Source organism: Mesorhizobium sp. M0621 (assembly GCF_040320745.1).
Classification (GTDB): domain Bacteria; phylum Pseudomonadota; class Alphaproteobacteria; order Rhizobiales; family Rhizobiaceae; genus Mesorhizobium.
On sequence record NZ_JAMYQF010000005.1, the window covers coordinates 35,728 to 62,647 of the forward strand.

Sequence of the window (26,920 nt, forward strand, 5' to 3'; positions counted from 1 at the left end):
GCTCGATGACCGAATTGGTGCTGGAGCGTTTACTCGCCGACGAGACACAGACAGCGCGGCTGGGCGAGGATCTCGCGCTGTCGCTACGCCCGGGTGATGTGCTTGCCCTCAAGGGCGATCTCGGTGCCGGCAAGTCGACGCTCGCCCGAGCCTTGATCAGGACTCTGGCTGACGATGCCGGCCTCGATGTGCCGAGCCCGACCTTCACGCTGGTGCAGAGCTACGACACCCGCATTCCGGTCCATCATTTCGATCTCTACCGCCTGTCCTCGGCGGCCGAGATCGATGAGCTCGGCTTCGATGAAGCCCTGACCCAAGGCGCTGCTTTGGTTGAGTGGCCGGAACGGGCGGAAGATTATCTGCCGAAAACCACGGTCCTGATCGAACTCATCCAGCATGGCGAGGGCCGGCTGGCGCGGCTGTCGGGGCAGGGTGCTGCCTTCGACCGGGCGACACGGTCGCTGGCCATGCGCGACTTTCTCGTGAACGCCGGCTGGGGGGAAGCGCAGCGCCGCCACTTCATCGGCGATGCTTCGGCCCGCTCCTATGAGATCGTTTCGCTGCCGGACCAGAAGCCGCAAGTGCTGATGAACTCGCCCCGGCTGGTGCTCGGCCCGCCGGTGCGCGACGGCAAGCCCTATGCCGAAATCGCTCACACCGCGCAGTCGGTCTCCGCCTTCGTCGCCATCGACCGCGCCTTGAAGGCCGCCGGCGTCAGCGTTCCGGAAATCCATGCCGAGGATCAGGAGCAGGGGTTTTTGCTTCTCGAACATCTGGGTTCGGAAGGGTTTCTCGGCAGCGATGGCCAGCCGGTGGCGGAGCGCTATGCGGCGGCGGCCGAACTGCTGGCCATGATGCATGGCAGGACCTGGCCGCGACGCCTGGAAACAGGGCTGGGCGGCTTCCACGAAGTGCCGCCTTTCGACCGCGATGCCATGATGATCGAAGCCGATCTGCTGGTCGACTGGTACGTGCCGGCGATATCGGGCAGCCCGGCAAGCAACAGGTTGCGCGCCGGCTACCACAAGGAGTGGAACGCGCTTCTCGACCGGCTGCAGGGCCGCGAAGTCACATTGATGCTGCGTGATTTCCATTCGCCCAACATCATCTGGCGCGGCGACCGTTCCGGGCATGACCGGCTGGGCATCGTCGATTTCCAGGATGCGCTGATCGGCCCATCCGCCTATGATGTCGCCTCGCTCGCCATGGACGCGCGCATCACCATGTCACCCGAGATCGAGAAACAGACGCTGGATGCCTATATCGCGGCGCGCCACGCAGCCGGTGCTTTCGACGAAGCAAGTTTCCTGGAATCTTACGCCATCATGGCGGCGCAGCGAAACTCCAAGATCCTCGGCATCTTCGTCCGTCTCGAAAAGCGCGACGGCAAACCCTACTATCTGAAACACCTGCCGCGCATTCGCGATTATCTGCGCCGGGCCTTGTCTCATCCGGCGCTGGCAAGCCTGCGCGAGTTCTACGACCGCCACGGTTTGCTGGAGGAGCGAGCGCTGTGACAGCAAAACCGGACACCGCCATCGTACTTGCCGCCGGGCTCGGCAAACGCATGCGGCCGATCACCGACACCATTCCCAAGCCGCTGGTCAGGATCGCCGGCAAGACGTTGCTCGACTGGAGCCTCGACAGCCTGGCCGCCGCCGGTGTCGGCAAGGCCGTGGTCAACGTCCATTATTTTCCCGAACAGATCGTCGCCCATGTCGCGGCGCGCCAGTCGCCGAAGATTGTTATCTCCGATGAGAGTGAGAAACTGCTCGATTCCGCCGGCGGCATCGTCAAGGCGTTGCCGGAACTGGGTGAGCGGCCCTTCTACATCCTCAACGCCGACACGTTCTGGATCGACGACGGTCCTCTCAATCTCAAGCGTCTCGCCCTTGCATGGGACGCGGCGAAAATGGATATTCTGCTGATGCTTGCGGATCTCCATCAGGCGACCGGACACTGCGGCAGCACCGATTTCCTGGTCGCGCCGGATGGCGCCTTGCGGCGCTCAAAAGGCGATCCGGCGGGCCTGATCTATGCTGGGGCGGCGATCATCCATCCGCGCCTGTTCGAGCAGGCACCGGCCGGGCCGCACTCGCTCAACGCCTATTTCGACACCGCCATTGCCGCCGGGCGCCTATTTGGCATGCCGATGCATGGCCACTGGATCACCGTCGGCACGCCAGATGCCATTCCGCTCGCGGAAGCGGCGGTCGCCGGCGCACTGACCGAGTTGCAATGAGCGGCTCGAGCCGCGTTTTCTCAATTCCCCCCGGAGCGCCGTTTCTGCCGACGCTTGCCGAGGCGCTGCTTGACGGTTGCCTTGTTCCAGGGTTTCGGTTTGACGGCGACCCGCTCGCTCTGGCCGATGTCACCATCTATGTGCCGACGCGCCGCGCGGCGCGCGCTCTGCGGGGTGTCTTCGTCGACAGTCTGGCGGCGCGCGGCGGCGGCGGTTCGGCGATCCTGCCGGTCATCCGCCCACTCGGCGAATTCGACGAGGACGAGGCCGTATTCGAGACCGAGGCAGCGGCCGCCATCGATCTCGCACCACCGATCGCCGCTTCCGAACGCCTGTTGCTGCTGACGCCGCTGGTGCGCGCCTGGAAACGCCGGCTGCCGGCGCATGTCGCGGCACTTTTCGCCGAGGAGATCGTCATCCCGGCTTCGACCGCCGACGCGATCTGGCTGGCGCGCGATCTCGCGGGGCTGATGGACGAGATCGAGACGGAGGGCACGGACTGGGCCAAGCTCACCGATCTGGTGGGTGGCAACCTTGCCGGATGGTGGCAGGTGACGCTCGAATTCCTCGGCATCGTCACCGACGCCTGGCCGAAATTCCTTGCCGAGAGCGATCGCTCAAACCCGGCCGCGCATCGCAGCGCGCTGATCCGCGCCGAGGCAGCGCGGCTGCAGCGCAATCCGCCCGCTGGACCGGTCATCGCCGCAGGCTCGACCGGCTCGATACCGGCCACCGCCGAACTGCTTACCGCGATCGCGCGCTTGCCCGGCGGCGCCATCGTGCTGCCCGGCCTCGACCGGACACTGGACGACGCATCCTTCCAGGCAATCGCGGCGCCCGGGGCCCGTCCGGCCGTGCTCGGCCACCCGCAATATGGCCTCGCCAGGCTGATCGGCAAGATCGGCGTGCTGCGCGGCGATGTCGGGGAGATCGGCGCGGCCGAACCGCAACTTGCGCTTCGCGCCGCTCTTGTCGGCGAAGCGTTGCGGCCGGCCGAGACCACCGAATTGTGGGCCGAGACGCGCGACGGTTTTTCAGTGTCCGACGTCGCCGGGGCCTTCGCCGGCGTGACCTTGCTCGAAGCGGCCAGCGAACGCGATGAAGCCGTCGCCATTGCCGTCGCGCTGAAGCGCGCGGTCGAAGTATCAGACCAAAGGGCGGCTCTCGTCACCGGCGACCGCGCACTGGCGCGGCGCGTCTCGATCGAACTCCAGCGCTTCGGCGTCGTCGCCGACGATTCCGGCGGCACCTCGCTCGCCAACACCCCGCCGGCCAGCCTGCTCCGGCTGGCGCTCGAAGCGGTGTTCCGGCCAGGCGATCCGGTTGGCCTCTTATCGCTGCTCAAGCATCCGCTGCTTGGCCTCGGCCTCGAACGGGCTGATGTGCGCCATGCTGCGGAACTGGTCGAACTGGTGGCGCTGCGCGGCGGCACAGGCCGTCCCGACATCGTTTCGTTGCCGGAACTATTCGAAGCCCGCCTCACTGGGCTCGGCAGCGGCAGCCGGCCGCCCTTCTGGTTTTCCCGGTTGACCGTGCGTTCCATCGAAAGCGCGCGGAATTTGCTGGAACGTCTCACGCAAGCACTGGCCCCACTTGCGGCTTTCCGGGGCCAGGATGACGCCGACCTTGCAGCGCTGGTCGGGGCCAGCGTCGTCGCACTCGAAAGTGTCGGCCGCACCGCCGATGGCGGCCTTGCCGAACTCTATGCCGGCGACGCCGGCGAGAAGCTCGCCGAACTGCTGCGCGGACTGGTCGCTGCTTCTGCATCGCTGTCCTTCGCGGCGAGCGAATGGCCAGACGTGATGGCGGCACTGATCGCGCCTGAAACGGTCAAACCGGCGCAAGGCACCGACAGGAACATCGCCATCTGGGGCGCGCTGGAAGCGCGGTTGCAGACTGTCGACACCCTGGTCATCGGCGGGCTCAACGAGGGCGTGTGGCCGCGCAAGCCAGAGAGCGACCGCTTTATGTCGCGGCTGATGAAGACCGGTATCGACCTCGAACCGCCGGAACGGCGCATCGGCCTCGCCGCGCATGATTTCCAGATGGCCATGGGGGCGAAGAAAGTGGTGCTGGCCCGCTCGGCGCGCGCTGGCGACGCACCCGCAGTGCCATCGCGCTGGTTGCAGCGCCTGCTCACCTTCATCGGCAAGGGGCAGGCGGCAGAGCTGCGCCGCCGTGGTGACGAACTGCTCGCCTGGGCGCGCGCGCTCGATACCGGCCCGAGGCAGGATTTCGCGCCGCGGCCGCAGCCGAAACCGCCACTGTCAGTGCGCCCAACCCATTTCTCGGTCACCGAGATCGAGACCCTGCGCCGGGATCCCTACGCCGTCTATGCAAGACGGATACTTGGCCTGATGCCGCTCGATCCGGTCATTCGCGACCCCGGTGCCGCCGAGCGCGGCACGCTGTTCCATGCCATCCTGCATCTGTTCTCCGCGAGTGTGGCCGATCCACGCGCGCCCGACGCGTTCGCCGGTCTCATCGCCGCCGGCCGCGCCTGTTTTGCCGAAGCCGCACTTCCGGCTGATGTCGAGGCGGTGTGGTGGCCGCGTTTTGAAAAACTCGCCGCCAACGTCATCGAATGGGAGCGCACACGCGCCGACGCGGTGATACGGCGGCATGCCGAGGAGCGCGCCGGCAAGACCGTCGTCGGCCAGTCCGGCGTGACGCTGTCCGGCTACGCCGACCGCGTCGACCTGCTGGCCGGCGGCATGGCCGACATACTAGATTACAAGACCGGCTCCTCGCCGTCCAAGGCGCAGGCGCATACGCTGCTGGCGCCGCAACTGGCGCTGGAGGGCGCGCTGCTCAGGCGCGGCGCTTTCAAGGGTCTGGGCGCGCGCGAACCCTCGCAACTGGCCTTCATCAGGCTGAAGCCGAATGGCGAAGTGTTCGAAGAGTCCATCCTCGAACACAATCGCCAGCCGCGAACCGCCACCGATCTTGCCGAAGAGGCCTGGGCGCGGCTGGAAAAGCTGTTGATCCACTATGCCGACCCGGCGACCGGATACCTGTCGCGCGCGCTGCCGTTTCGCGAAGGCGAGACCGATGGCGATTACGACCATCTTGCCCGCGTGCTCGAATGGTCGGCAGGCGGCGACGCCGGCGACGAGGGAGGGGAGGCATGAAGAAGGCCTATCCCATCCCGAGCGATACCGCGACCAGCCAGGCCCGCGCCGCCGATCCCGGCAATTCCGCCTGGGTGTCGGCGAATGCCGGCTCCGGCAAGACCCATGTGCTGGCCCAGCGCGTCATCCGGCTGCTGCTGCGCGGCACGGACCCGTCGAAGATCCTGTGCCTGACCTACACGCGCGCCGCTGCCGCCAACATGTCGAACCGGGTGTTCTCGACACTGTCGGAATGGACGACGCTCGGTGATGCGGATCTGGCGGCAAAGGTCGAGGCGCTGGAGGATCGCCGGCCCGATATCGAGACTATGCGCCGGGCGCGGCGCCTGTTCGCCGAGGCGCTGGAAACGCCCGGCGGGCTGAAGATCCAGACCATCCACGCCTTCTGTGAATCCGTGCTCCACCAGTTCCCGCTGGAAGCCAACATCCCGGCCCATTTCGAGATGCTCGACGGCCAGATGGAGGCATCGCTGTTTGCCGCCGCGCGCCGCGACATGATTTCGGGCACATCCGCCGGTGACAAGGATCTGGCCGAGGCTTTTGCCGCCATTCTCGATCGGGGCGGCGAAGCCGGGCTCGACGCCTTGCTGGGTGAGATCGTGCGCAAGCGCGACGGCTTGCGCAATTTCATCGACGCTGTCGGGCGCGACGGCACGCGCTTCCAGGTGCTGTTCGACGAATTCCATTTCCGCTCCGGCCAGACCGCCGAGGGCATTGCGGCATCGGTCTGGCCGCTGCCGGGCTTCCTGCCCGACTATTTTGCCGGCTTTGCCCAGGCTGCTGAAGCCACCGACGCCAGATCGGTGCTGAACAACATCCTGCCCTATGCGCGCCAGGCTTTCGCCCAGGGCGACCCCATTCGCCGTCTGCAATTGCTCGCAAGAGCCTTCCTCAAGACCGATGGCGATGCCTACGACCCGGCGAAGGCCTTCAAGAAAGCTCTGGTCGATCGGCTGCCGGATCTGGCGGAGCGCTATCTCTCGGCGACAAAAGCCATCATCGAAACCGTCGACCGGCTGGCTCTGTTCCGGATGCTGGAAGGCACGGTTGCCGCACTGACCATCGCCGACTGGCTGATCGCCCGCTATGAAGTACTGAAGCGCAGCCGCGGCTTTCTCGACTTCAACGATTTGATCACCCGCACCGTCAACCTTCTGGCGCGGCCTGATGCCGGTCCCTGGGTGCAATACAAGCTCGACCAGGGCATCGATCATATCCTGCTCGACGAGGCGCAGGACACCAGCCCGGATCAATGGGAGGTGGTGAAGCGGCTGGCGGAAGAGTTCTTTGCCGGCTTCGGCGCCCGTGACAGGGTCCATCGCACGGTCTTTGCCGTCGGCGACGAGAAGCAGTCGATCTATTCCTTTCAAGGAGCCGCGCCGGACTCCTTCGCCGACAGCCGGCTGTTGTTCGCGGGACGAGTGCGCGACGCCGAAGCGTCTTTCGCCGATCTCAAGCTGACCTGGTCGTTCCGCTCGACCGACGACGTTTTGGCCGCCGTCGACCGCGTCTTCGCCGATCCCCTCGTGCGGCGCGGCATCAGCCATGATCCCGATCCGCTGAGCCACAAGGCGATCCGCACCGACGCGCCAGGCTATGTTGAGGTCTGGTCGTCGGTCGGCGCCGATGTCGTCGACGAGCCCGACGACTGGACGCAGGCCATCGACCACGCGCATGCGCCGGCGGTGCGCGTTGCCGAGAACGTCGCCGCCACCATAGCCGGCTGGATCGGCACCGGTGAGATCATCGAAGGCAGCGGCAAGCGGTTGCGGCCGGGCGACGTGCTGGTGCTGGTGCGGAAGCGCGACCGCTTCGTCCATGCGCTGACTCGCGCCTTGAAACGCCGCGACATTCCGGTCGCCGGCGCCGACCGGCTGAGCTTGCCCGGTCACATAGCGGTCAAGGACCTGATCGCGCTCGGCCATTTCCTGATCCAGCCGCAGGACGATTTGTCGCTCGCCGCCGTGCTGCGCAGCCCGATCTTCGATCTGCCTGAGGAGGAACTGTTCACGTTCGCTGCGGAGAGGGCTGGGCTGTCGTTGCTCGCATCGCTGCGCCAGCGTGCCGGCGAAAGCGAGCGACTGACAAAGATCGTCACGCAACTGGACATCTGGACAAATGAGGCCGCCTTCAAGCCGGTGTTCGAGTTCTATGCCGGGCTGCTGGCGCGCGATGGCGTGCGTAAAAAGATGATCGCGCGGCTCGGGCCTGAAGCCGGCGACATTCTCGACGAGTTCCTGAGCTTCTGCCTCGCCGAGGAGCGGACCGGCCTGCCGGGGCTGGAAGCGTTCTTGTCGACACTGGAAAACGCCGGTCCCGAGATCAAGCGCGAGATGGACCAGACCCGCGACGAGGTCCGGGTCATGACCGTGCACGCCGCCAAGGGCCTGGAAGCGCCGGTCGTGTTCCTTGTCGATGGCGGCTCCGCCCCGTTCAGCGACCAGCATCTGCCGCGCCTGATGCCCTTCGATGGCTCCGGCGCCAACTGGGATGGCAAGGGCTATCTCTGGCGCTCGGCCAGCGACGTCGCCAACGGCTTTTCCAAAGCAGCGGCAGCGCGGGCCCGAGAGCTCGCCGACGACGAATACCGCCGGCTGCTCTATGTCGGCATGACCCGCGCCGAGGACCGGCTGATCGTCTGCGGCTATCACGGCAAGCGGGCACCGAACGCCGGCACCTGGCATTCGATCGTCAGCCGCGCGCTGCTCGGCGCTCCAGAGAGCGAGCAACGTCCCCATCCCGCCGGCGGCGAGCCGGTGCATCGGTTCCATGTCACGAAGCTGCCGCCGGTCGCACTGGTATCCAGCGAGCAGGCACGGCAAGCCGACGCTTTCGAGCCTTTGCCGACTGGCCTGTTCCGGCCGTTGCCGCCTTTCGAGGACTTGCCGCGTCCGCTGTCGCCATCCGGCGCCTCGGCGCTGATCGACGAAGGCAAGGAAGCGGTGGTCGACAAGGCTTCGCCGGTGCTCGACGCCGATGCCGAGCCGGGCTTTGCCGTGCTGCGTGGGCTTGCCCTGCACAAACTGCTGCAGATGCTGCCCGGCATTGCCGCGCCCGAACGTCAGGGCGCGGCGGAACGCTATCTCGCACGAACGGGTGCGGAATGGCCTCCGTCGGAGCGGGAGAAGGCCCTGGCTTCGGTGACCGCCATCCTTGCCGACGCCAGCTTCAGTCCGCTGTTTGCGCCGTCGTCGCGTGCCGAGGTCGCGATCATGGGCAGCCTGGAGGTCAAGGGCAAAAAGCGCTCGATTTCAGGCAAGATCGACCGGCTGGCGGTGACGCCAGAGTCGGTATCGATCGTCGACTACAAGACCAACCGGCCGGCACCCGCCTCTCTGGCCGAGGTCCCGCCGGCCTATGTCCTGCAGCTCGCGCTCTATCGCGCTTTGTTGCAGCCGCTTTATCCCGGACGCGCGGTCAAGGCGGCCCTGCTGTTCACCGAGGCGCCGCGGCTGATCGAGCTGCCGGCCGGTGCCATGGATGACGCCCTTGCTCGACTCACGGGAGCGTGACACAACACCTGCTTGAAGACGGGCGCGATCACCACCACATTTGGTGCGACGAAAAATTTCGAAAGGATTTCCGCATGACCACTGTCAAGGTCGACAAGAGCAATTTCCAGGCCGATGTGCTTAACGCCAGCGTACCGGTCGTCGTCGATTTCTGGGCGGAATGGTGCGGTCCCTGCAAGATGATCGCGCCGGCGCTGGAAGACATCGCCACCGAACTTGGTGCCAAGATCAAGATCGCCAAGCTGAACATCGACGAGAATCCCGAACTTGCCGCGCAGTTCGGCGTGCGCTCGATCCCGACGCTGATGATCTTCAAGGGCGGCGAAGTGGCCGATATGAAGGTCGGTGCCGCACCAAAGACCGCGCTGTCGCACTGGATCAACGGCAGCCTCGCCTGACCGGTCCGAATTTCCTGATATCAAGCCCGGCCTCGCGCCGGGCTTTTTTGTTGGGCGTCGTCTACAGCCGCGCGTCCTTAGACGCGCAAAGGACGCTGTAGCAGTTTGATTGGCGCATGATCCTTTCAGAAAATCGATTCCGATTTTCTGGGTCATGCGCTGCCACGCTCTGGCCCTCGCGTCCGGCCACTCCATGTCATCTGCTTGAGGGAGATAGGAGAACCCAATGACCGGATCCGCCAAGGCCACCGTCTTCATCAACAATGAGCGTGTCATCGTCACCGAATATCGCTTCGCGCCGGGCGAAAACACCGGCTGGCACCGCCACGGCCACGACTATGTCGTCGTGCCGCTGATGGACGGCAAGGTGAAGCTGTTGACCAAGGACGGCGAATCCTTTGCCGAGATGAAGAAGGGCGCACCCTATTTCCGCAAGGAAGGCGTCGAGCACGACGTCATCAACGCCAATGACGGTGAATATGCCTTCATCGAGATCGAGCTGAGGTGATGGCCTGCCATCAACTGCCATCTTGATGGCAGGGGCAGGAAAGCTATCTTTCTCAAAAGGGAGTTTGAAATGGCCGAACCCCAGCTTTCCGTCCGCAGCGCAAAAGCACGTGATCTTGCGCATCGACTCGCTCGTCGCGAAAACCGCTCAATAGCTGATGTCGTCGAACGCGCGCTTGAATCCTATGAGATTCGGGAGGCCGGGCGAGAACCGGCATCCGCCTTCTACTCTCGCCTGACGGCAAGCGTTGGCGTCGACATCGATCTGGAAGAAATCATCCGGGAAAGCCGCAAGGTCCATACAGGGCCGGAGCTTTGATTTTCGTCGACACCAATGTGATTTCAGAGAGCCTTAGAAAGGCGCCTGACGCGGCTGCCATGGCTTGGCTGGTCCGCAATGATGCCGAACTGGCGCTTCCCACGGTCGCGATTGCCGAGATCGCTTTCGGCATCCAAAAGATACGACCTGACGAGCGTGCCGATCGCCTGGAGCAAGGTCTCTCCCAATGGCGCCATCGCTTTGCCGGTCGCATTTTTGGGCTGACGGAGGAGGCGGTTCTGGCTTATGGCGAGATTATGGGAACGGCGACGCGCCAGGGCCGGGGCATGTCGGCACCCGATGGCATGATTGCAGCGATAGTGCGCGTCAATGGCGGTCGGCTGGCGACGCGTAACCTGAACGACTTCGGTCCGGCCAACCTTGATCTGATCTCACCTTGGGATTTCTAATGCATGTCGCCCAAAAGTGATCTCGGTTTTGGGAAGACGACATGCATAAAAACAAAGACCTAAAGCGCGCCGCCTGAATCCGTTCAAACGCGACGCGCTTTAGGGCGTTTCACCGTTTCACGGAAAAGGCGGAATGCTCTACCAGTCGGCGATACGATCGCCGCCGGTGAATTGCGCACTTTTTTCGGTGTACTCGAACAATTCGATCTTCACGTCGTTGGGGTCGCGGATCCAGGCCTGGTAAGTGTCGTCGCAGGCGAGTTTCCTGGACGTGACCTCGCATCCCTTCGACCGGATGTGAGCGATTGCCGCGTCGATATCTTCTACTTCGAGGCAGAAATGGTTGATCTGGTTCAGGTCGCTGTAGCGGGCCTCGCTTTTCCGGAACACCTCGACATGGCTGCGACCGCCGCAATCGAGATAGAACCCGAAAATCTTGCCGTCACGCAGGAAATTGAAGCGGGTGTCCATTCCCAGCACGTCGCGGTAGAAGCTTCGCGTCGCCTCCAGGTCGTCGGCGAAGATACAGACGTGAGCGAGTTGCTTGACCTTGATCATGACTGGCTCCTCTCGAGAAGGTCCGGCCTTAGGTTGGCGGCGTGCCGTTCTCGGCCAGGACAGCGCCAGCCAGATAAAGCGAACCGCCGATCAGGATGCGCGGCGCCGGACCATCCCAGGTGTCGCGCAGCAGCATCAGCGCATTGGCGACCGAACTCACCGGCTCGGCCGTCAACCCGGCATCCGTCGCGCGGATCGCCAGTTCGTCGTTCGGCACGCCGGCCTCGCTGAGGCTCACCGGCACCGTGTAGACATGCCGGGCCAGGCCCTTGAAGGCGCGGAAATAGCCGCTCTGGTCCTTGGTGTTGATCATGCCCGAGATGAGGAAGAGCGGACGCGGGTTCTTTTCTTCCTGCTCGGCCAGCGCTTCGGCAATAACCACGCCGGCGCCGGGATTGTGGCCGCCATCGAGCCAGATGTCGGCGCCCTTGGGCGCCAGATCGGCCAGCCGGCCTTGCGCCAGCTTCTGCATGCGGCCGGGCCAGGCGACACTGATCATCGCCTTTTCGGCTGCGCGATGGCTGATCTCGAAGCCGGCCGCCTTGACCGCTGCGATCGCCGCCGCCGCATTGGCGAACTGGTGGCGGCCGGGCAGCCTTGGCGGTGGCAGGTCCATCAAGCCGTCTTCGTCCTGATAGACCATGCGGCCGTTCTCCTCGAAGGCGAGGAAATCCTGGCCATAGACGAAGGTGGGACACTCGAGCCGCTCGGCGGTTTCGATCAGCACCTGCAGTGCCGTCTCGCTTTCCTGTGCGCCGATGACCACCGGGCAGCCAGGCTTGATGATGCCGGCCTTTTCGGCCGCGATTAGTTCGACACGGTCGCCGAGATAGGCCTCGTGGTCGAGCGACACCGGCATGATCACCGATACGGCCGGCTCCTTGACAACATTGGTGGCATCGAAACGGCCGCCGAGCCCGACCTCGATGATGGCGGCATCGGCCTGGTGTTCGGAAAACAGCAGGAAAGTAACTGCGGTGAGAATCTCGAAGACGGTAATCGTCTCACCTTCATTGGCCCTGGCGACGCGCGCGATGGCATCGGCGAACACCCTGTCCTCCACCAGCTTGCCGCCGCTATCGGCGGCCAGCCGGTAGCGCTCGTGCCAGTTGACCAGATGCGGCGAGGTGTGGACATGGACGCGGTAGTCCGCCGCTTCGAGCAGGGCGCGCGAAAACGCAGCGCACGAGCCCTTGCCATTGGTCCCGGCGATGTGAATGACCGGCGGCAGCCGGTCCTGCGGATTATCAAGCCGCTCCAGGAGCCGCGAAATGCGGTCGAGCGAAAGGTCGAAGCCTTTCGGGTGAAGCGCCATCAGGGCTTCGATTTCGCGGTCGGCGGCAAGCGTCATCATGGAAGAATCCTATGCGGGTCGCAAAGCGCGCGCAATCGCGGTTCGCGGCGCACGATGTCGCGTCAGGCTTGCGGTCGGGCTTCCGTCGGAATTGTTGCCGGCGGCAGGATTTCCGGCTCCAGCGGCTTTTGCTCTTCCGGCAGCTTGAGCAGCATCTTGAGCAGGCGCGCGATGGTTTCGCGCAATTCCAGCCGCGACACCACCATGTCGACCATGCCGTGCTCCATCAGATATTCGGAGCGCTGGAAGCCGTCGGGCAGTTTTTCCCGGATGGTCTGTTCGATGACGCGCGGTCCGGCAAAGCCGATCAGCGCGCCGGGCTCGGCAATGTGCACGTCGCCCAGCATGGCGTAGGAGGCCGTGACGCCGCCGGTGGTCGGATTGGTCAAAACGACGATGTAGGGAAGGCCAGCTTCCTTCAGCCTGTCGACGCCGACCGTGGTCCTCGGCAATTGCATGAGGGACAAAATGCCTTCCTGCATACGGGCGCCGCCGGAGGCGGCAAACAGGATCAGCGGCCGCTTGCGCTGCAGGGCGACTTCGAAACCATGCACGATGGCGTCACCGGCAGCCATGCCGAGCGAGCCGCCCATGAAGGCGAAGTCCTGCACCGTGACCACAACCGGCAGGCCCTCGACGGTCCCCAGCGCGTTGATGATCGCATCTTCCAGGCCGGTCTTGGCCTTGGCGTCCTTCAGCCGGTCGACATAGCGCTTCTCGTCGCGGAACTTCAGCGGATCCTGCATGACCTTGGGGTTGTCCAGGGTCTCGTATTTGCCGTCGTCGAAGAAGAATTTCAGCCGCTCCTTGGCCGAGATCTTCATGTGATGGCCGGACGAGGGGATGACGAACTGGTTGGATTCCAGATCCTTGTGGAACACCATCTCGCCGGTCTCCGGATCCTTGATCCAGAGATTTTCGGGCATGTCGGTGCGCCGGCCGAGCATCGAATTGATCTTCGGGCGAACGTAGTTGGTGATCCAGTTCATCGCTTCGGCTCCTGTCCTGACGAAGAGTTGGGTAAAAAGGTAGGGAAACTATTCGGCGGCAGCAAGGCGGGCCGAGCGCACACCTTGCGCAAGGCCGCTGACCAACGTGGCCACGGCTTCGGCAGGGTCGGCGGTCTTTTCGCCTTTCGGCCCCAGCACATTGGCCACCGCATTGACGATCGCGGTGCCGACGACGACGCCGTCGGCATTGGCGCCGATGACGCGGGCCTGCTCGGCGGTTTTGACGCCGAAGCCGACGCAGACCGGCAGGTCGGTGTGGCCCTTGATGCGCTTGACCGCCGCCGCCACCTTGCCGGTGTCGGCCAGCGCCGAGCCGGTGATGCCGGTCATCGACACATAGTAGACGAAGCCCGACGTGTTCTGCAGCACCTTGGGCAGGCGTTTGTCGTCGGTGGTCGGCGTCGCCAGCCGGATGAAATTGATGCCGGCTTTCAGCGCCGGAATGCAGAGTTCCTCATCCATCTCCGGCGGCAGGTCGACGACGATCAGCCCGTCGATGCCGCTGGCAATCGCGTCCTTGAGAAAGCGGTCGACGCCGTAGATGTAGATCGGGTTGTAGTAGCCCATCAAAACGATCGGCGTCTCATTGTCGCCGGTCCGGAACTCCGACGCCATCTTCAGCGTCTTGACCAGCGTCTGGCCGCCTTTCAGCGCCCTGAGGCCCGCCGCCTGGATCGCCGGGCCGTCGGCCATCGGGTCGGAGAACGGCATGCCGAGCTCGATAATGTCGGCGCCTGCGCCAGGCAGTGCCTTCATGATCGACAGCGAGGTATCGTAGTCCGGGTCGCCACCCATGAAATAGGTGACGAGCGCCGGGCGGCCTTCGGTCTTCAGCTTCGCCATGCGGCGATCGATGCGGGTAGCCATGATCAGATCTCCATGCCCAGCATCGAGGCCACCGTATGCACGTCCTTGTCGCCACGGCCGGACAGGTTGACGATGACGATCTGGTCCTTATCCATGGCGGGCACGATCTTCACCGCATGCGCGATGGCATGCGCCGATTCCAGCGCCGGGATGATGCCTTCGACGCGCGTCGTCAACTTGAAGGCTTCCAGCGCCTCGTCATCGAGGATCGGCACATATTCGACGCGGCCTGAATCGCGCAGCCAGGAATGTTCCGGCCCGACGCCGGGATAGTCCAGTCCGGCCGAGATCGAATGGCCGTCCATGATCTGGCCGTCGGCATTCTGCAGGAGATAGGTGCGGTTGCCATGCAGCACGCCCGGCGCACCGGCATTCATCGAGGCGCAATGCTCGATGCCATCGAGGCCGCGCCCGCCGGCCTCGATGCCGATGATGCGAACCTCTTTGTCATCGAGGAACGGATGGAACAAGCCGATGGCGTTCGAACCGCCGCCGACAGCGGCGATGATCGTGTCCGGCAGCCGGCCTTCCTGTTCGAGGATCTGCGCGCGCGCCTCGATGCCGATCACCGACTGGAAGTCGCGCACCAACTCCGGATAGGGATGCGGGCCGGCGGCGGTACCGATCAGGTAATAAGTGTCCTCGACATTGGTCACCCAATCGCGAAGGGCCTCGTTCATGGCGTCCTTCAGCGTGCCGTGGCCTGCGGTCACCGGCCGCACTTCGGCGCCGAGCAGCTTCATGCGGAAGACGTTGGGGCTCTGCCGGGCGACGTCGGTGGCGCCCATGTAGACGACGCAGGGAAAGCCGAAGCGGGCCGCGACCGTGGCCGATGCCACGCCATGCTGGCCTGCGCCCGTCTCGGCGATGATGCGCTTCTTGCCCATGCGCTTGGCCAGCAGGATCTGGCCTAGGCAGTTGTTGATCTTGTGCGAACCGGTGTGGTTCAAATCCTCGCGCTTGAAATAGACTTTCGCGCCACCGAGATGCCTGGTCAGGCCCTCGGCGAAATAGAGCTTTGAGGGCCGCCCGGCATAGTGGGTCGAGAGGTCAGTCAGTTCAGCCCTGAAATCCGCATCGTTCTTGACCTCGTTCCAGTGACGCTCCAGATCGAGGATCAGCGGCATCAGTGTTTCGGCAACGAAACGACCGCCGAAAATGCCGAACATGCCCTGCTCGTCGGGTCCGGTGCGGAAGGAATTGGGTGTCGCCGGCTTGTTCATCGCCGATCTCCTGGCATCTTGATGTCTTGAGCATGTTCTTGTCGGAAAACCAGTTCCCACATGCTCTGTTTGAACCGGTCAGGCGGCGCGGTTGTCGCGCGCTGCCCTGACGGCCCGGAAAAACTGTTCGATCAGCGCCGGATCCTTGACGCCCGGCGCGCTTTCCACGCCTGAGGAAATGTCTATTCCGGGCGGGTTGGCAAGCTGAAGGGCCTCGCCGATGTTGGCGGCGTTGAGCCCACCGGAAAGCATGTAATCGACGCCGGCGTCAAGGCCGGCGAGGATACGCCAGTCGAAGGCCACCCCGTTGCCGCCCGGCAGTTCGGAGCCTTTCGGCGGCTTGGCGTCGAACAGGAAGCGGTCGGCGATACCGATGAACGGCTTTATCCGTTCGAGATCGGCAGCCACGCTGAGCGGTAGCGCCTTCATCACCGGCAGGCCAAAGCGTGCCTTCACTTCGGTCACGCGCTCGGGCGTTTCCGCGCCGTGCAACTGCAGCATGTCGGGCTGCATCTTGGCAACGATTTCATCCAGGAAGACGTCACCGGCATCGACGGTGACCGCAACCGCTTTGGCCTTGCCGCGTGCGGCTTCGCGCAGACGGCCAGCCTCGACAGGTTCGACATAGCGTGGGCTTTTGGCGAAGAAAATAAACCCGACATGGCTGGTGCCACCGGCCAGCGCCGCGGCCATTGCCCCGTCGGTCTTCAAGCCGCAGATCTTGATGTCGAGTGCCATGGCGCGGGAATTGGCATGAAAAGCGAAAAGAGTCGAGAAAAAGCATGCTGTTTGCCGGCGAAGCCAAAGGCGCTACCTATTGATGGACAGGATGCAAGGCGGGAGCAAAACCATGGCCGATAGAACCGTTGCCGAACTCAGGCAGAAGATAACGCAGGCGCGCGAGGTCATCGCCCACCTGATGGACAAGGCCGCCTTCAACGGCGCCGAGGCACACCGCGCGCTCGACTATTTCGGCAGCGACGCCTTCGACGGCAATTTTTTGCCCTGGCCGCATCATGGCGATGAGGGGCTGCGTCCGGAGGAGCTCAACGCCGCCAACGACGATTGAATGTCGTCATCCTAGGGCGGAGCGACGCGAAGCGGAGCGCAGATCCTAGGAAGCGGAGCGCAGATCCTAGGATGACGACGTTGGAGGTGGCTCCGCCAATCTTCAACGGTCACGTGAGTAGCCTGCTGCGCTCGACGTGCCGCCCGGCTGCCTCTACTCGAACGCAATCGCCTGCAGCGCGCCGCCGTTGCGCTTCAGCCATGCCTTGCAGCGCTCTGTGTCCGGGCAGAGTTGCTCGCATAGTTTCCAGAATTTAGGCCCGTGATTCATCTCCTTGAGATGCGCCACTTCATGCGCGACGAGGTAGTTGATCACCGGCGACGGCGCCATCATGATCCGCCAGGAGAAGGACAGATTGCCGTCGGAAGTGCAGGAGCCCCAGCGGCTCGACGTGTCCTTGAAGCGGACGGCTTTGGCACGTTTGCCCAGCGCCTGGGTGTGCTTGAGCACCAGCTTCTCGATTTCCTTCTTGGCCTCGCGCTTGAGAAAATCGGCGACGCGGCGCGGCAGGTGTATGCGGTCGCCATGCACGATCAGCAGCGGGCCACGCTCGTCGCTCGACACGGTCACGGTCCCGCGGCTTGAAGGCTCATGGACTATGCGGTGCGCCACGCCACGCACTGGGATCTTTATGCCGGGCCGCACCTGCGGCCGGGCCGGAACCTTGGCCAAACGCTGTTCCAGCCAGTCCTGATGGCGGTCGAGGAATTTTTCCACTTCGCCCCGGCGCAAGCCTGGCGGCACGGTGATGCGCAGGCCCCGGCCACCGGAATCGATGCGCAGCGTCAGCCGCCGCGCGCGGTTGTTCTCGACGATCTTGAGCGGCAGCGAGCGGCCGGCAACGACATGCTCGCGCTCTTCGGGCGCGGGCTTGGGCTTTGGCAGATTGCGGAAGAAGCCGAAAGACATGGCCGGACGATACGTGATTCGAGGAAAACGAATAGAACAAAAAAGAAACGGCGCCGCTTTCGCGACGCCGTTTTTTCACGATGTGACCAGTCGCCGGGTCATTAGAGCGACGTGCGTCCAATTGGACGCACAAAGTACGCTCTAACACTTTTGAATCTACGCATCGTGCTTTCCGAAAATCGAAGTCGATTTTCGGGCCGATGCGCTAGTCGTCAAGCAGGTTCGAACCCTTGCCTCGCTTGGTGGTCGTCCCCGTGCTCGGACCGGCCTTGGTCGGCGCCGTCGACTTGTTGCGGTTGGCCATGAAGCGGTCGAACTCGTCCTGGTCCTTGGCGCGGCGCAATTCGCGGGCGTACTCGTCGAACTCGGTCAGCATCTCGTCGAGCTTGCGGCGTTCCTCAGCGAGGCGCTCAAGTTCTTTTTCGCGCCAGTCGTCGAAAGCGACGTTGCCGGTGCGGGCGGAGCCGTGACCCCAGCGCGCGGCCTTGTCGGAACCGCGGCGGCAGCCGGCGAAGATGCCGTCGGTCGCGCGGTTGACGTCACGCTTCAAGCCATCGAGGCGGTCACCCCAGATGATGTAGGCGAGCATGGCGAAGCCGAGTGGCCAGAACACCATGAAACCGATCACCATCAACGCGATGGTTGCCGGCGTCCAAGCCGGGCGGATCAATGCAGATGTGTTCATTTTCTCCCATTCCTTCGGTTGGAGACAGCCAAGACCGGCTGCGTGGAATCGAAATGGGAAGAAGAAAACGGCGATTCAAGACAATATCCGCCAAAACCGGACAAGAGGCTGAAATGATTGTTGCTTTTTGAACGCTTCGAGGAAAAGCACGACCAATCCGGCGACAAGTCCCCAAAATGCCGCGCCGACGCCGAACAGCGTCAGCCCCGACGCGGTGACGGCGAAGGTGACGGTGGCAGGCATGCGTTCGCCTTCATCCTTCAAGGCGATCGACAAAGCATTGGCAAGCGGCGCCATCAGCGCGAGACCGGCCACCAGCACGATCAGGCTCTGCGGCAGGACGGCGAAGATCGCCACCAGCGAAGCGCCGAAAATGGCGAAGACGAGATAGGCGAGCGCATAGAACGGACCGGTCTTCCAGCGCTCGGCGGGGTCCGGATGGACGTCAGGCCCGGTGCAGATCGCCGCCGAGATCGCCGCCAGATTGGTGGTTGACCCGCCAAACGGCGCCGACAGCAGCGAAAACAGGCCGGTGACGCCGATCAGCGGGCCGGGCTCCGGGTGATAGCCGGCGGCGCGCAGCACGGCGAGGCCGGAGAGGTTCTGCGAAGCCATGGTGACGAGGTAGAGCGGCAGCGCCAGGCCGATGATCGCGGCGGCGCTGAACTGCGGCGCGATCAGCGTCAGCGTCGACAGTTCCGGTGTCGGCAGGCCGCCGACGCGGCCGGTGAGAAATGCCGCGAGGCCGCCGCCGATCAGCACCACCAGCACCGATACAGCCGGATTGAACAGCCTGATGACGAAGAAGGCCGCGATCAGCGGCAGGATCAGCCAGGGATCGGCGGGGATGGCCTTGACCGCGTTGATGGCGAAGCTGATGAGGATACCGGCCAGCATGCCGGATGCCACCGACGCCGGTATCCTGGCGATCAGCCGCGTCAGCGGTCCGAACAGGCCGGTGGCGATCAACAGTATGCCGGTGACGATGAAGGCGCCAACCGCCTCGTTCATCGAAAAGCCGCTTGACGCGGCGATCAGCGCCAGGCCCGGCGTCGACCATGCGGTGATAACAGGCATTTTCGTGCGCCAGGACAGCCACAGGCACTCGATCGCCATCGCCAGGCAGATCGCCGTTACCCAACTCGCCGTCTCGATCTGCGTCGCGCCGACCGCCTTGGCGGCGGCAATGACGAGGGCCAGCGTGCCGCCGAAGCCGACGATTGCCGCGACGAAGGCGGATATCGGAATGGAAAGGCGCATCAGTTTCCCCTCCGCGCCATCGCGTCGACGGCCCGCACCAGCATGTCGAGATCCTGCGGCCGCGACAGGCGGTGGTCGCCATCGGGGATCAGCGACAAGGTCACGTCGTCGGCCGGCAGCAGGCTGACCAGCTTCAGCGCGTGACTTGCCGGCACGTCCGCATCGGCCAGCCCCTGCAAGATGTGCACCGGGCAATGCGTGTCGATCGGACCCGTCATCACCCTGTTATCGCGCCCGTCCTCGATCAGGGCGCGCGTGTAGATGTAGGGCTCGGCGGCATAGTCCGACGGCTCTTCGAAAAACCCTTTTTTGGCGAGGTCGCGTTTCTGCGCCTTCGTCAGCGCCGGTTCGACCAGCTCAGCGGTAAAATCCGGTGCCGGCGCCAGCAGCACCAGGCCGGCGATGTTGCTGTCGCCTGCCTTGCGCAATTCCTGCACCATGCGCAAAGCGATCCAGGCGCCCATCGACGAGCCGACCAGGATCTGCCTGCCCTTGGTGAAATGCCTGAACACGGCAAGGCTTTGCGCAAGCCATGTCGAAATCGTCCCGTCGGCAAAGGCGCCGCCGGATTCGCCATGGCCTGAATAATCATGGCGCAGGAACGCGCGGCCTTCTCTTGCCGCCCAGTCCGACAGCGTCTGCGCCTTCGTGCCAAGCATGTCCGACTTGTAGCCGCCGAGCCAGACGATGCCGGGCGCAGAACCAGCAGTGTGGCGCACCGCGATGCGCGATCCCCCAACACCGGGAAAGATTGGGACATCTAGAAAGAGTGGGGGCGTGACAATCATGGTTTTTTCCTCAACATCGGTCTTGTGACACAGCCGGCGGCGAGGCGGAAAGTGCTCGCGATGTTTCTTTGTTTGGTGCAGGGCAGCGATCAGGGTGATTTTCTGTCAATGCTGTGCTATTGACTCCGCCCGCGCGCTCACCACATTGGCGCGTCCACCTATCAACACTGACAAACCCTGAACGAAACGGCCAAGGAGACCACGACCATTCGCAGACCTTTCAAAGCAGCGGCGCCGACCAAGGATGGCCCGCGCTCCAACCGTGATATCCGGGTCCCCCGGGTCCAGCTTATCGACGCCGAAGGCCAGAACCGCGGCGATATTTCCATCAACGACGCATTGCTGCTCGCCGAAGAGGCTGGGCTCGATCTCGTCGAGATATCGCCCAATGCGGTGCCCCCCGTCGTCAAGATTCTCGATCTCGGCAAGTTGAAATACGCCAACCAGAAGAAGGCGGCCGAGGCGCGCAAGAACCAGAAGGTCATCGAGATCAAGGAGATCAAGATGCGCCCGAACATCGACAGCCATGACTATGAGACCAAGATGAAGGCGGTTCGCCGCTTCTTCGAGGAAGGCGACAAGGTCAAGCTGACGCTGCGGTTCCGTGGCCGCGAGATGGCGCATATGGAACTCGGCATGCAGCTTCTGAACAAGGTTCGCGAGGAAGTAGCGACCATCGCCAAGGTCGAGGCGGAACCGAAGCTCGAAGGCCGCCAGATGATGATGGTGCTGTCGCCGCGCTAAGCCGCGCTCAGGTGTGCTGAATACCAACACATCTGAGATCACGATGACGTCAGGCTTGGTTGTCGCGCTTAAATCCGCCTGAATCACATCCCAAGGCGTCCCGGCGATCGGCGGGACGCCTTATTTCATTGGCCCAAGCTGCGACCGCCAGCAAAGCTCTTCGACGATCGGATTCCGCCATGGTCAATGAAGTCAAGATTTCGGACGTACAGGACTTTAAATACGGGCTGGGCAACTATCAGCGGACACGCAGGATGGTGCTTGCCGTTCTGGTCCTGGTGCTGTTCGCGGCGCTGTTGTTCGGCCAATCGACCTTCCCGCCTGAAACCTGGGTGCATGAGTCGATCGAGATGTTCGGCGTGCTGCTGATTTTCCTCGGCATCGTCGGTCGCCTCTGGGCGACGCTCTACATTGGCGGGCGCAAATCTTCCGAGGTGGTGACCGGCGGGCCTTACTCGATCACCCGCAACCCACTCTATGTGTTCTCGACCGTGGCCGCGGCCGGTGTCGGTGCCCAGATCGGTTCATTCTCCGGCATCATCTTGTTCGCGTTGCTGTGCGCGGGCGCCTTCCACATCGTCATCTTGCGCGAGGAGAAATTCCTCCAGGAAGTACTCGGCGCGCCGTATGCGGCCTATCTGGCGCGGGTGCCGCGCTTCTTCCCGAAATTGTCGCTCTACCAGGAGGGCGACACGGGCAGCTTCAAGCCGCGCCTGTTGTTGACCACGCTGCTCGACGGCCTGGTGTTCCTCGTCGCGCTGCCGGCCTTCGAACTGATCGACGGCGCCCAGCAGTCGGGCATGCTGCCGGTATTGTTCCGGCTGCCCTGACTCAAAGGGCAGAGCCCGCATCTCTACAGGTGTTGCACAGCCGCCGGCTTTGACGTATAGGACCGCCGTTCAAGAAAACCGCCCGGCAGGGCATGCCGTGGCGGTTTCATTTGCTTTTCGGGCTTTGGTCGGCCCGAAGCGAACAAGACAAGAGGCGTGGAGTGCCGGAGGCACGACAGGGACCTCATAGAAACGGAGTAGCAAAATGCCCAAGATGAAGACCAAGTCCGCCGCCAAAAAGCGGTTCAAGATCACAGGTACGGGTAAAGTCCTGTCGGCTGCGGCCGGCAAGCGTCACGGCATGATCAAGCGTTCCAACAAGTTCATTCGAAATGCCCGCGGCACGATGGTTCTGGCTGAACCGGATGGCAAGAAGGTCATCAAGAATTTTCTTCCGAACGGCCTCTAAGGCGTGATGCCAAAAAGTTGCAGACTTTTTGGATAACATCCCGCGCAAATAGGCATCATTCGGTCCGGACACGCATTTGTTTTACGCAATTCCGAACGGAAAACCGCAAGGCACTTTTCCTGGAATTGCTATTAAGGAGATCATGACATGGCACGCGTAAAGAGAGGCGTCACCTCGCACGCCAAGCACAAGAAGGTCCTGAAAGCCGCCAAGGGTTTCTACGGCCGCCGCAAGAACACCATCCGCATCGCCAAGCAGGCGGTGGAAAAGTCGCTGCAGTACGCTTACCGCGACCGCAAGAACCGCAAGCGCTCGTTCCGCGCGCTGTGGATCCAGCGCATCAACGCAGCGACCCACGAGCACGGCCTGACCTATGGCCGCTTCATCGACGGCCTCAACAAGTCGGGTATCGAGATCGATCGCAAGATCCTGTCGGATATGGCCATCCACGAGCCGCAGGCTTTCGCAGCGCTTGTGGCCAAGGCCAAGGTGGCGCTCGAATATCTGAAGAACACCACGCCGAACGCTTTTGAAAGCGCTGTCGCCTAAGACCAGCGCTTCCCAAGCATTCGCAATTCTGATTCGGGGAACCCGCGCTGGCACAGCTGGCGCGGGTTCTTTTTTTGACCCTGATGTAACCAAATTGGTGACACGCCTGATGGTGGCGGGTCACCCGATCGAGAGAGCTTCGCCGTGAACGCCACTGCCGGAAATCTTGAAGCCCTGGAAGTTTCACTTCTGGCCGACATCGCGTCGGCCGCCGATGAGCCGGCCATCGAGGCCGTGCGCATCGCTGCCTTCGGCAAGAAGGGCACAGTGTCCGAGATGCTGAAAACGCTTGGCGCCATGACGGCTGAGGAGCGGCAGGTCAAGGGTCCTGTTATCAACGGACTCAAGAACCGCGTCACCGACGCACTGACGGCCCGCAAGGCCGAACTCAGGGATGCAGCGATCACCGCCCGCCTGGCCGCCGAAAAGGTCGATGTGACGCTGCCGGTGCGGCAGTCGCCGGCCGAGCGCGGCCGCATCCATCCGATCAGCCAGGTCATCGACGAGATCGCGGCGATCTTCGGCGATCTCGGTTTCTCCATAGCCGAAGGTCCGGATATCGAGACCGACTATTACAATTTCACCGCGCTGAATTTCCCCGAAGGCCATCCGGCGCGCGAGATGCACGACACCTTCTTCTTTCAGCCGGACGAGAAGGGCGAGCGCAAGCTTTTGCGCACGCACACCTCGCCCGTGCAGATCCGCACCATGGAGGCAAAGAAGCCGCCGATCCGCATCGTCATTCCGGGCAAGACCTACCGGCAGGATTCGGACGCCACCCATTCGCCGATGTTCCATCAGGTCGAGGGACTGGTGATCGACAAGACGGCCAATGTCGCCAACATGAAGTGGGTGCTGGAGGAGTTCTGCAAGGCCTTCTTCGAGGTGCCACAGGTCAAGATGCGCTTCCGGCCGTCCTTCTTCCCGTTCACCGAGCCCAGCCTCGAGGTCGACATCCAATGCGACCGCTCGCGGCCCGGCGAAGTGCGCTTCGGCGAGGGCTCCGACTGGATGGAGATCCTCGGCTGCGGCATGGTGCACCCCAACGTGCTGCGCCATGGCGGGCTCGACCCGGACGAATATCAGGGCTTTGCCTGGGGCATGGGCATCGACCGCATCGCCATGCTGAAATACGGCATGCCGGACCTGCGCGCTTTCTTCGACGCCGATGTACGCTGGCTGTCGCATTACGGTTTCAGGCCGCTCGACATGCCGACCTTGTTCGGGGGCCTAAGCGCATGACAGCGCCGCACACCGGCGGCTGTCGCTGCGGCGCCGTGCGGTTCGAAGCCTCGGCCGAACCGCATCACGTCAGCTATTGCCATTGCGGCGATTGCCGACGGGCGAGCGGCGCGCCGGTATCGGCCTTTGTCGGCTTCCTGGCCGGTCAGGTCGCGTTCACAGGCAAGGCACTGAAGATGTTCGAGAACGGCCCGGTGACGCGCTCCTTCTGCGGCATCTGCGGCTCGCCCATTGCCTATGTCGACGAGCGGCTGGAGGACGACATCTATTTCATGCTCGGCGCCATGGACATGCCGGCCGATTTCAAGCCGACGCTGCATGCCTACGTCAGCGAGCAGCTTCCCTTCCTGCATATCTCCGACGACCTGCCGAGACATCTGAAAACAAGCGTCAAAAGACCAGACGGAACAATCCAATGAAATTCACCCTTTCCTGGCTCAAAGATCATCTCGAGACCGACGCCACGCTCGACGAGATCGTCGAGCGGCTGACCTCGATCGGCCTCGAAGTCGAGCATGTCGACGACAAGTCGAGCCTGAAACCCTTCGTCATCGCCAGGGTTCTGACGGCGGTGCAGCATCCCGATGCCGACCGGCTGCGCGTGCTCACCGTCGACACCGGCGACGGCAAGCCACCGGTGCAGGTCGTTTGCGGCGCGCCCAATGCCCGCGCCGGTCTGATCGGCGCCTTTGCCGCGCCCGGGACCTATGTTCCCGGCATCGACGTGACGCTGACGGTCGGCAAGATCAGGGGCGTCGAAAGCCATGGCATGATGTGTTCCGAGCGCGAGCTGGAACTTTCCGACGAGCACCACGGCATCATCGACCTGCCTGAGGATGCGCCTGTCGGCACCAGCTTCGCTGCCTATGCGCATCTCGACGATCCGGTCATCGAGATCAACCTGACGCCGAACCGGCCGGACGCCACCAGCGTCTATGGCATCGCAAGGGATCTGGCGGCGAGCGGGCTTGGCCGCCTCGTCGGCGGCGCCATCATGCCCCATGTCGGCGCCGGCATGTGCCCGGTCAAGGTGACGATCGTAGCGCCGGAACTCTGCCCTGGCTTTGCGCTGCGGCTGGTCAAGGGGGTCAAGAACGGACCGTCGCCGAAATGGCTGCAGCAACGGCTGATCGCCATTGGTCTCAGGCCGATCAGCGCGCTGGTCGACATCACCAACTACGTCACCTTCGACCGTGGCCGGCCGCTGCATGTGTTCGACGCCGGCAAGGTTGCCGGCAATCTGACGGTGCGGCGGGCGCACGATGGTGAAAAGGTGCAGGCGCTCGACGGCCGCGAATACACGCTGACACCGGAGATGTGCGTCATATCAGATGAAGACGGCGTCGAGTCGATCGCCGGCATCATGGGCGGCGAGCATTCGGGCTGTGACGAGAACACCACTGACGTGCTGATCGAATCCGCCCTTTGGGATCCGATCACCACCGCGCGCACCGGCCGCACGCTCGGCATCATCACCGACGCGCGCTACCGCTTCGAACGCGGCGTCGATCCCGAATTCATGGTGCCCGGCGTCGAGCTGGCGACCAGATTGGTGCTCGATTTCTGCGGCGGCGCGCCGACGGAGATCGAAGTGGCAGGCTATGGAGGCCACACGCCCAAGATCGTCTCCTTTCCGCTCTCGGAAGTGAAGCGGCTGACCGGCATCGAAGTGCCAACGGAGGAAAGCCGCCATATCCTCTCGCGCCTTGGCTTCAGGCCTGAGGGCTCGGGCGACGTCATCGATGTGGCGGTGCCGTCCTGGCGCCCGGATATCGACGGCAAGGCCGACCTGGTCGAGGAGGTGATGCGTATCCACGGCGTCGACAACATCGCCCCGCAGCCGCTCGGCGCGCATGACGCGGTCAATGCAAGAATACTCACCACGCTGCAGGTCCGCACCCGCACGGCCAAGCGCGCACTTGCTGTACGCGGCATGATGGAAGCCGTCACCTGGTCGTTCATTCCGGCCAAACACGCCGAACTGTTCGGCGGCGGCCAGACCGCGCTGAAGCTCGCCAACCCGATCGCCGCCGACATGTCCGACATGCGGCCCTCGCTGTTGCCGGGGCTGATCGCCGCCGCCCAGCGCAATGCCGACAAGGGCATTGGCGACGTAGCGCTGTTCGAAGTTTCAGGCACCTATGAGGGCGACGGCGCCGACCAGCAGCGGCGCGTGGCCGCCGGCGTGCGTCGCGGCACCGCCAAGCTCGACGGTTCCGGCCGCAACTGGGCCGGCAATTCCGGCCCGGTCGGCGTGTTCGACGCCAAGGCCGACGCCATCGCCGCGCTCGAAGCCTGCGGCGCGCCGGTCGAGCGGCTGCAGATCGAGGCAGGCGGTCCGGCCTGGTATCATCCTGGCCGTTCCGGCACGATCAAGCTCGGTCCGAAAACCGTGCTCGGCACGTTTGGCGAATTCCACCCGAAGGCGCTGGAAGGGCTGGATGTTTCCGGGCCGCTCTGCGGCTTCGAAGTGTTCGTCGATGCCGTGCCCGAGCCAAAGGCCAAGCCGACGAAGACCAAGCCGAAGCTCGAGCTCTCCGCCTTCCAGATGGTCAAGCGCGACTTTGCTTTTGTCGTCGACAAGACTGTCGAGGCCGGCACGCTGGTGCGCGCAGCGCTCGCTGCCGACAAGAAGCTGATATCAGGCGTTTCGGTCTTCGATATTTTCGAAGGTGCCTCGCTCGGAGCGGGCAAGAAGTCGATAGCCATCGAAGTATCGATCCAGCCGGTCGAAAAGACGTTGACCGACGAGGATTTCGAGGCGCTGGCCAAGCGCATCGTCGAGAATGTCGGCAAGCAGACCGGCGGCGTTCTGCGCGGCTAGATTCTTTTGACGCAATTCCCAAGGGAAAGCGCTCTGCGCTTTTCCCGGCAAAACCGTTTCACACGTTTCCTGGAATTGCT

Annotated in this window: 26 protein-coding genes; 16 read left to right on the plus strand and 10 right to left on the minus strand. The window is 63.6% G+C overall.

Translation table 11 applies throughout. From position 1 onward, the window contains the following. Positions 1 to 5 precede the first annotated feature (5 nt). The 8 genes from tsaE to NKI38_RS05235 all read left to right on the plus strand — a co-directional run bounded on the left by tsaE (position 6) and on the right by NKI38_RS05235 (position 10,519). The gene (gene tsaE, locus NKI38_RS05200; RefSeq protein ID WP_352655344.1) at positions 6 to 1,517 is read left to right on the plus strand and encodes a tRNA (adenosine(37)-N6)-threonylcarbamoyltransferase complex ATPase subunit type 1 TsaE; all 1,512 of its coding nucleotides are present in this window, start codon (positions 6 to 8) and stop codon (positions 1,515 to 1,517) included. Then, positions 1,514 to 2,242: a nucleotidyltransferase family protein gene (locus NKI38_RS05205; protein WP_352655346.1), complete on the plus strand. Its 729-nt coding sequence runs from the start codon at positions 1,514 to 1,516 to the stop codon at positions 2,240 to 2,242. The genes tsaE and NKI38_RS05205 overlap by 4 nt, the downstream gene beginning before the upstream one ends. Beyond that, positions 2,239 to 5,373, plus strand: a complete 3,135-nt coding sequence (addB, locus tag NKI38_RS05210) for a double-strand break repair protein AddB (protein WP_352655347.1) — start codon at positions 2,239 to 2,241, stop codon at positions 5,371 to 5,373. Before NKI38_RS05205 ends, addB begins: the two co-directional genes overlap by 4 nt. After that, on the plus strand, positions 5,370 to 8,885 hold the full coding sequence (gene addA / locus NKI38_RS05215; protein WP_352655349.1) for a double-strand break repair helicase AddA: 3,516 nt from the start codon (positions 5,370 to 5,372) through the stop codon (positions 8,883 to 8,885). The genes addB and addA overlap by 4 nt, the downstream gene beginning before the upstream one ends. Before the next feature lie 74 nt (positions 8,886 to 8,959). Beyond that, positions 8,960 to 9,283 (plus strand): thioredoxin, encoded by a 324-nt coding sequence (trxA, locus tag NKI38_RS05220; protein WP_023761143.1) that lies wholly within the window; start codon positions 8,960 to 8,962, stop codon positions 9,281 to 9,283. 226 nt (positions 9,284 to 9,509) lie between these two features. Then, positions 9,510 to 9,791, plus strand: a complete 282-nt coding sequence (locus tag NKI38_RS05225; protein WP_352655351.1) for a cupin domain-containing protein — start codon at positions 9,510 to 9,512, stop codon at positions 9,789 to 9,791. Between the two features lie 69 nt (positions 9,792 to 9,860). Continuing rightward, a complete protein-coding gene (locus tag NKI38_RS05230) occupies positions 9,861 to 10,109 on the plus strand; it encodes a plasmid stabilization protein (protein WP_352655353.1) in 249 nt (82 codons plus the stop codon). Continuing rightward, positions 10,106 to 10,519, plus strand: a complete 414-nt coding sequence (locus NKI38_RS05235) for a PIN domain-containing protein (RefSeq protein WP_352655355.1) — start codon at positions 10,106 to 10,108, stop codon at positions 10,517 to 10,519. The genes NKI38_RS05230 and NKI38_RS05235 overlap by 4 nt, the downstream gene beginning before the upstream one ends. A 138-nt stretch (positions 10,520 to 10,657) precedes the next feature. Here the strand turns inward: NKI38_RS05235 and NKI38_RS05240 are convergent, their stop codons facing one another. The 6 genes from NKI38_RS05240 to NKI38_RS05265 all read right to left on the minus strand — a co-directional run bounded on the left by NKI38_RS05240 (position 10,658) and on the right by NKI38_RS05265 (position 16,269). Beyond that, on the minus strand, positions 10,658 to 11,077 hold the full coding sequence (locus tag NKI38_RS05240; protein ID WP_352655357.1) for a VOC family protein: 420 nt from the start codon (positions 11,075 to 11,077) through the stop codon (positions 10,658 to 10,660). Between the two features lie 28 nt (positions 11,078 to 11,105). After that, positions 11,106 to 12,431, minus strand: a complete 1,326-nt coding sequence (locus NKI38_RS05245; RefSeq protein ID WP_352655359.1) for a bifunctional folylpolyglutamate synthase/dihydrofolate synthase — start codon at positions 12,429 to 12,431, stop codon at positions 11,106 to 11,108. Between the two features lie 62 nt (positions 12,432 to 12,493). Then, complete coding sequence (accD, locus tag NKI38_RS05250) at positions 12,494 to 13,420, minus strand: acetyl-CoA carboxylase, carboxyltransferase subunit beta (RefSeq protein WP_352655360.1); 927 nt, start codon at positions 13,418 to 13,420, stop codon at positions 12,494 to 12,496. Between the two features lie 48 nt (positions 13,421 to 13,468). Continuing rightward, the gene (trpA, locus tag NKI38_RS05255; protein ID WP_352655362.1) at positions 13,469 to 14,308 is read right to left on the minus strand and encodes a tryptophan synthase subunit alpha; all 840 of its coding nucleotides are present in this window, start codon (positions 14,306 to 14,308) and stop codon (positions 13,469 to 13,471) included. A gap of 2 nt (positions 14,309 to 14,310) precedes the next feature. Beyond that, a complete protein-coding gene (gene trpB / locus NKI38_RS05260) occupies positions 14,311 to 15,531 on the minus strand; it encodes a tryptophan synthase subunit beta (protein ID WP_352655364.1) in 1,221 nt (406 codons plus the stop codon). 78 nt (positions 15,532 to 15,609) lie between these two features. Continuing rightward, positions 15,610 to 16,269 (minus strand): phosphoribosylanthranilate isomerase, encoded by a 660-nt coding sequence (locus NKI38_RS05265; protein WP_352655366.1) that lies wholly within the window; start codon positions 16,267 to 16,269, stop codon positions 15,610 to 15,612. A gap of 112 nt (positions 16,270 to 16,381) precedes the next feature. Between NKI38_RS05265 and NKI38_RS05270 the strand changes: the two genes are divergently transcribed. Then, a complete protein-coding gene (locus NKI38_RS05270; RefSeq protein ID WP_352630682.1) occupies positions 16,382 to 16,600 on the plus strand; it encodes a hypothetical protein in 219 nt (72 codons plus the stop codon). A gap of 153 nt (positions 16,601 to 16,753) precedes the next feature. On the opposite strand, the gene NKI38_RS05275 is transcribed toward NKI38_RS05270, so the two are convergent. The 4 genes from NKI38_RS05275 to NKI38_RS05290 form a co-directional block, all read right to left on the minus strand. Beyond that, positions 16,754 to 17,509 (minus strand): M48 family metallopeptidase, encoded by a 756-nt coding sequence (locus NKI38_RS05275; protein WP_352655368.1) that lies wholly within the window; start codon positions 17,507 to 17,509, stop codon positions 16,754 to 16,756. 205 nt (positions 17,510 to 17,714) lie between these two features. Further along, positions 17,715 to 18,194, minus strand: a complete 480-nt coding sequence (locus NKI38_RS05280) for a DUF2852 domain-containing protein (RefSeq protein ID WP_352655370.1) — start codon at positions 18,192 to 18,194, stop codon at positions 17,715 to 17,717. 75 nt (positions 18,195 to 18,269) lie between these two features. Beyond that, the gene (locus tag NKI38_RS05285; RefSeq protein ID WP_352655372.1) at positions 18,270 to 19,454 is read right to left on the minus strand and encodes a benzoate/H(+) symporter BenE family transporter; all 1,185 of its coding nucleotides are present in this window, start codon (positions 19,452 to 19,454) and stop codon (positions 18,270 to 18,272) included. Further along, positions 19,454 to 20,242 carry an alpha/beta hydrolase gene (locus NKI38_RS05290; protein ID WP_352655373.1) on the minus strand — a complete coding sequence of 263 codons (789 nt, stop codon included), beginning with the start codon at positions 20,240 to 20,242 and terminating at the stop codon, positions 19,454 to 19,456. Before NKI38_RS05290 ends, NKI38_RS05285 begins: the two co-directional genes overlap by 1 nt. A gap of 207 nt (positions 20,243 to 20,449) precedes the next feature. Between NKI38_RS05290 and infC the strand changes: the two genes are divergently transcribed. From infC to pheT, 7 genes are all read left to right on the plus strand, one after another. After that, on the plus strand, positions 20,450 to 20,986 hold the full coding sequence (infC, locus tag NKI38_RS05295; RefSeq protein WP_352630715.1) for a translation initiation factor IF-3: 537 nt from the start codon (positions 20,450 to 20,452) through the stop codon (positions 20,984 to 20,986). 179 nt (positions 20,987 to 21,165) lie between these two features. Further along, the gene (locus NKI38_RS05300; protein ID WP_352655375.1) at positions 21,166 to 21,816 is read left to right on the plus strand and encodes a methyltransferase family protein; all 651 of its coding nucleotides are present in this window, start codon (positions 21,166 to 21,168) and stop codon (positions 21,814 to 21,816) included. Positions 21,817 to 22,021: 205 nt separating this feature from the next. Beyond that, positions 22,022 to 22,225, plus strand: a complete 204-nt coding sequence (rpmI, locus tag NKI38_RS05305; RefSeq protein WP_006201248.1) for a 50S ribosomal protein L35 — start codon at positions 22,022 to 22,024, stop codon at positions 22,223 to 22,225. 147 nt (positions 22,226 to 22,372) lie between these two features. Further along, entirely contained in the window at positions 22,373 to 22,774 is a 402-nt protein-coding gene (gene rplT, locus NKI38_RS05310) for a 50S ribosomal protein L20 (protein ID WP_013528310.1), read from the plus strand. Between the two features lie 144 nt (positions 22,775 to 22,918). Continuing rightward, positions 22,919 to 24,016 (plus strand): phenylalanine--tRNA ligase subunit alpha, encoded by a 1,098-nt coding sequence (gene pheS / locus NKI38_RS05315; protein WP_352655376.1) that lies wholly within the window; start codon positions 22,919 to 22,921, stop codon positions 24,014 to 24,016. Continuing rightward, entirely contained in the window at positions 24,013 to 24,435 is a 423-nt protein-coding gene (locus NKI38_RS05320) for a GFA family protein (RefSeq protein ID WP_352655378.1), read from the plus strand. Before pheS ends, NKI38_RS05320 begins: the two co-directional genes overlap by 4 nt. Further along, entirely contained in the window at positions 24,432 to 26,840 is a 2,409-nt protein-coding gene (pheT, locus tag NKI38_RS05325; RefSeq protein ID WP_352655380.1) for a phenylalanine--tRNA ligase subunit beta, read from the plus strand. Before NKI38_RS05320 ends, pheT begins: the two co-directional genes overlap by 4 nt. Positions 26,841 to 26,920: the final 80 nt, after the last annotated feature.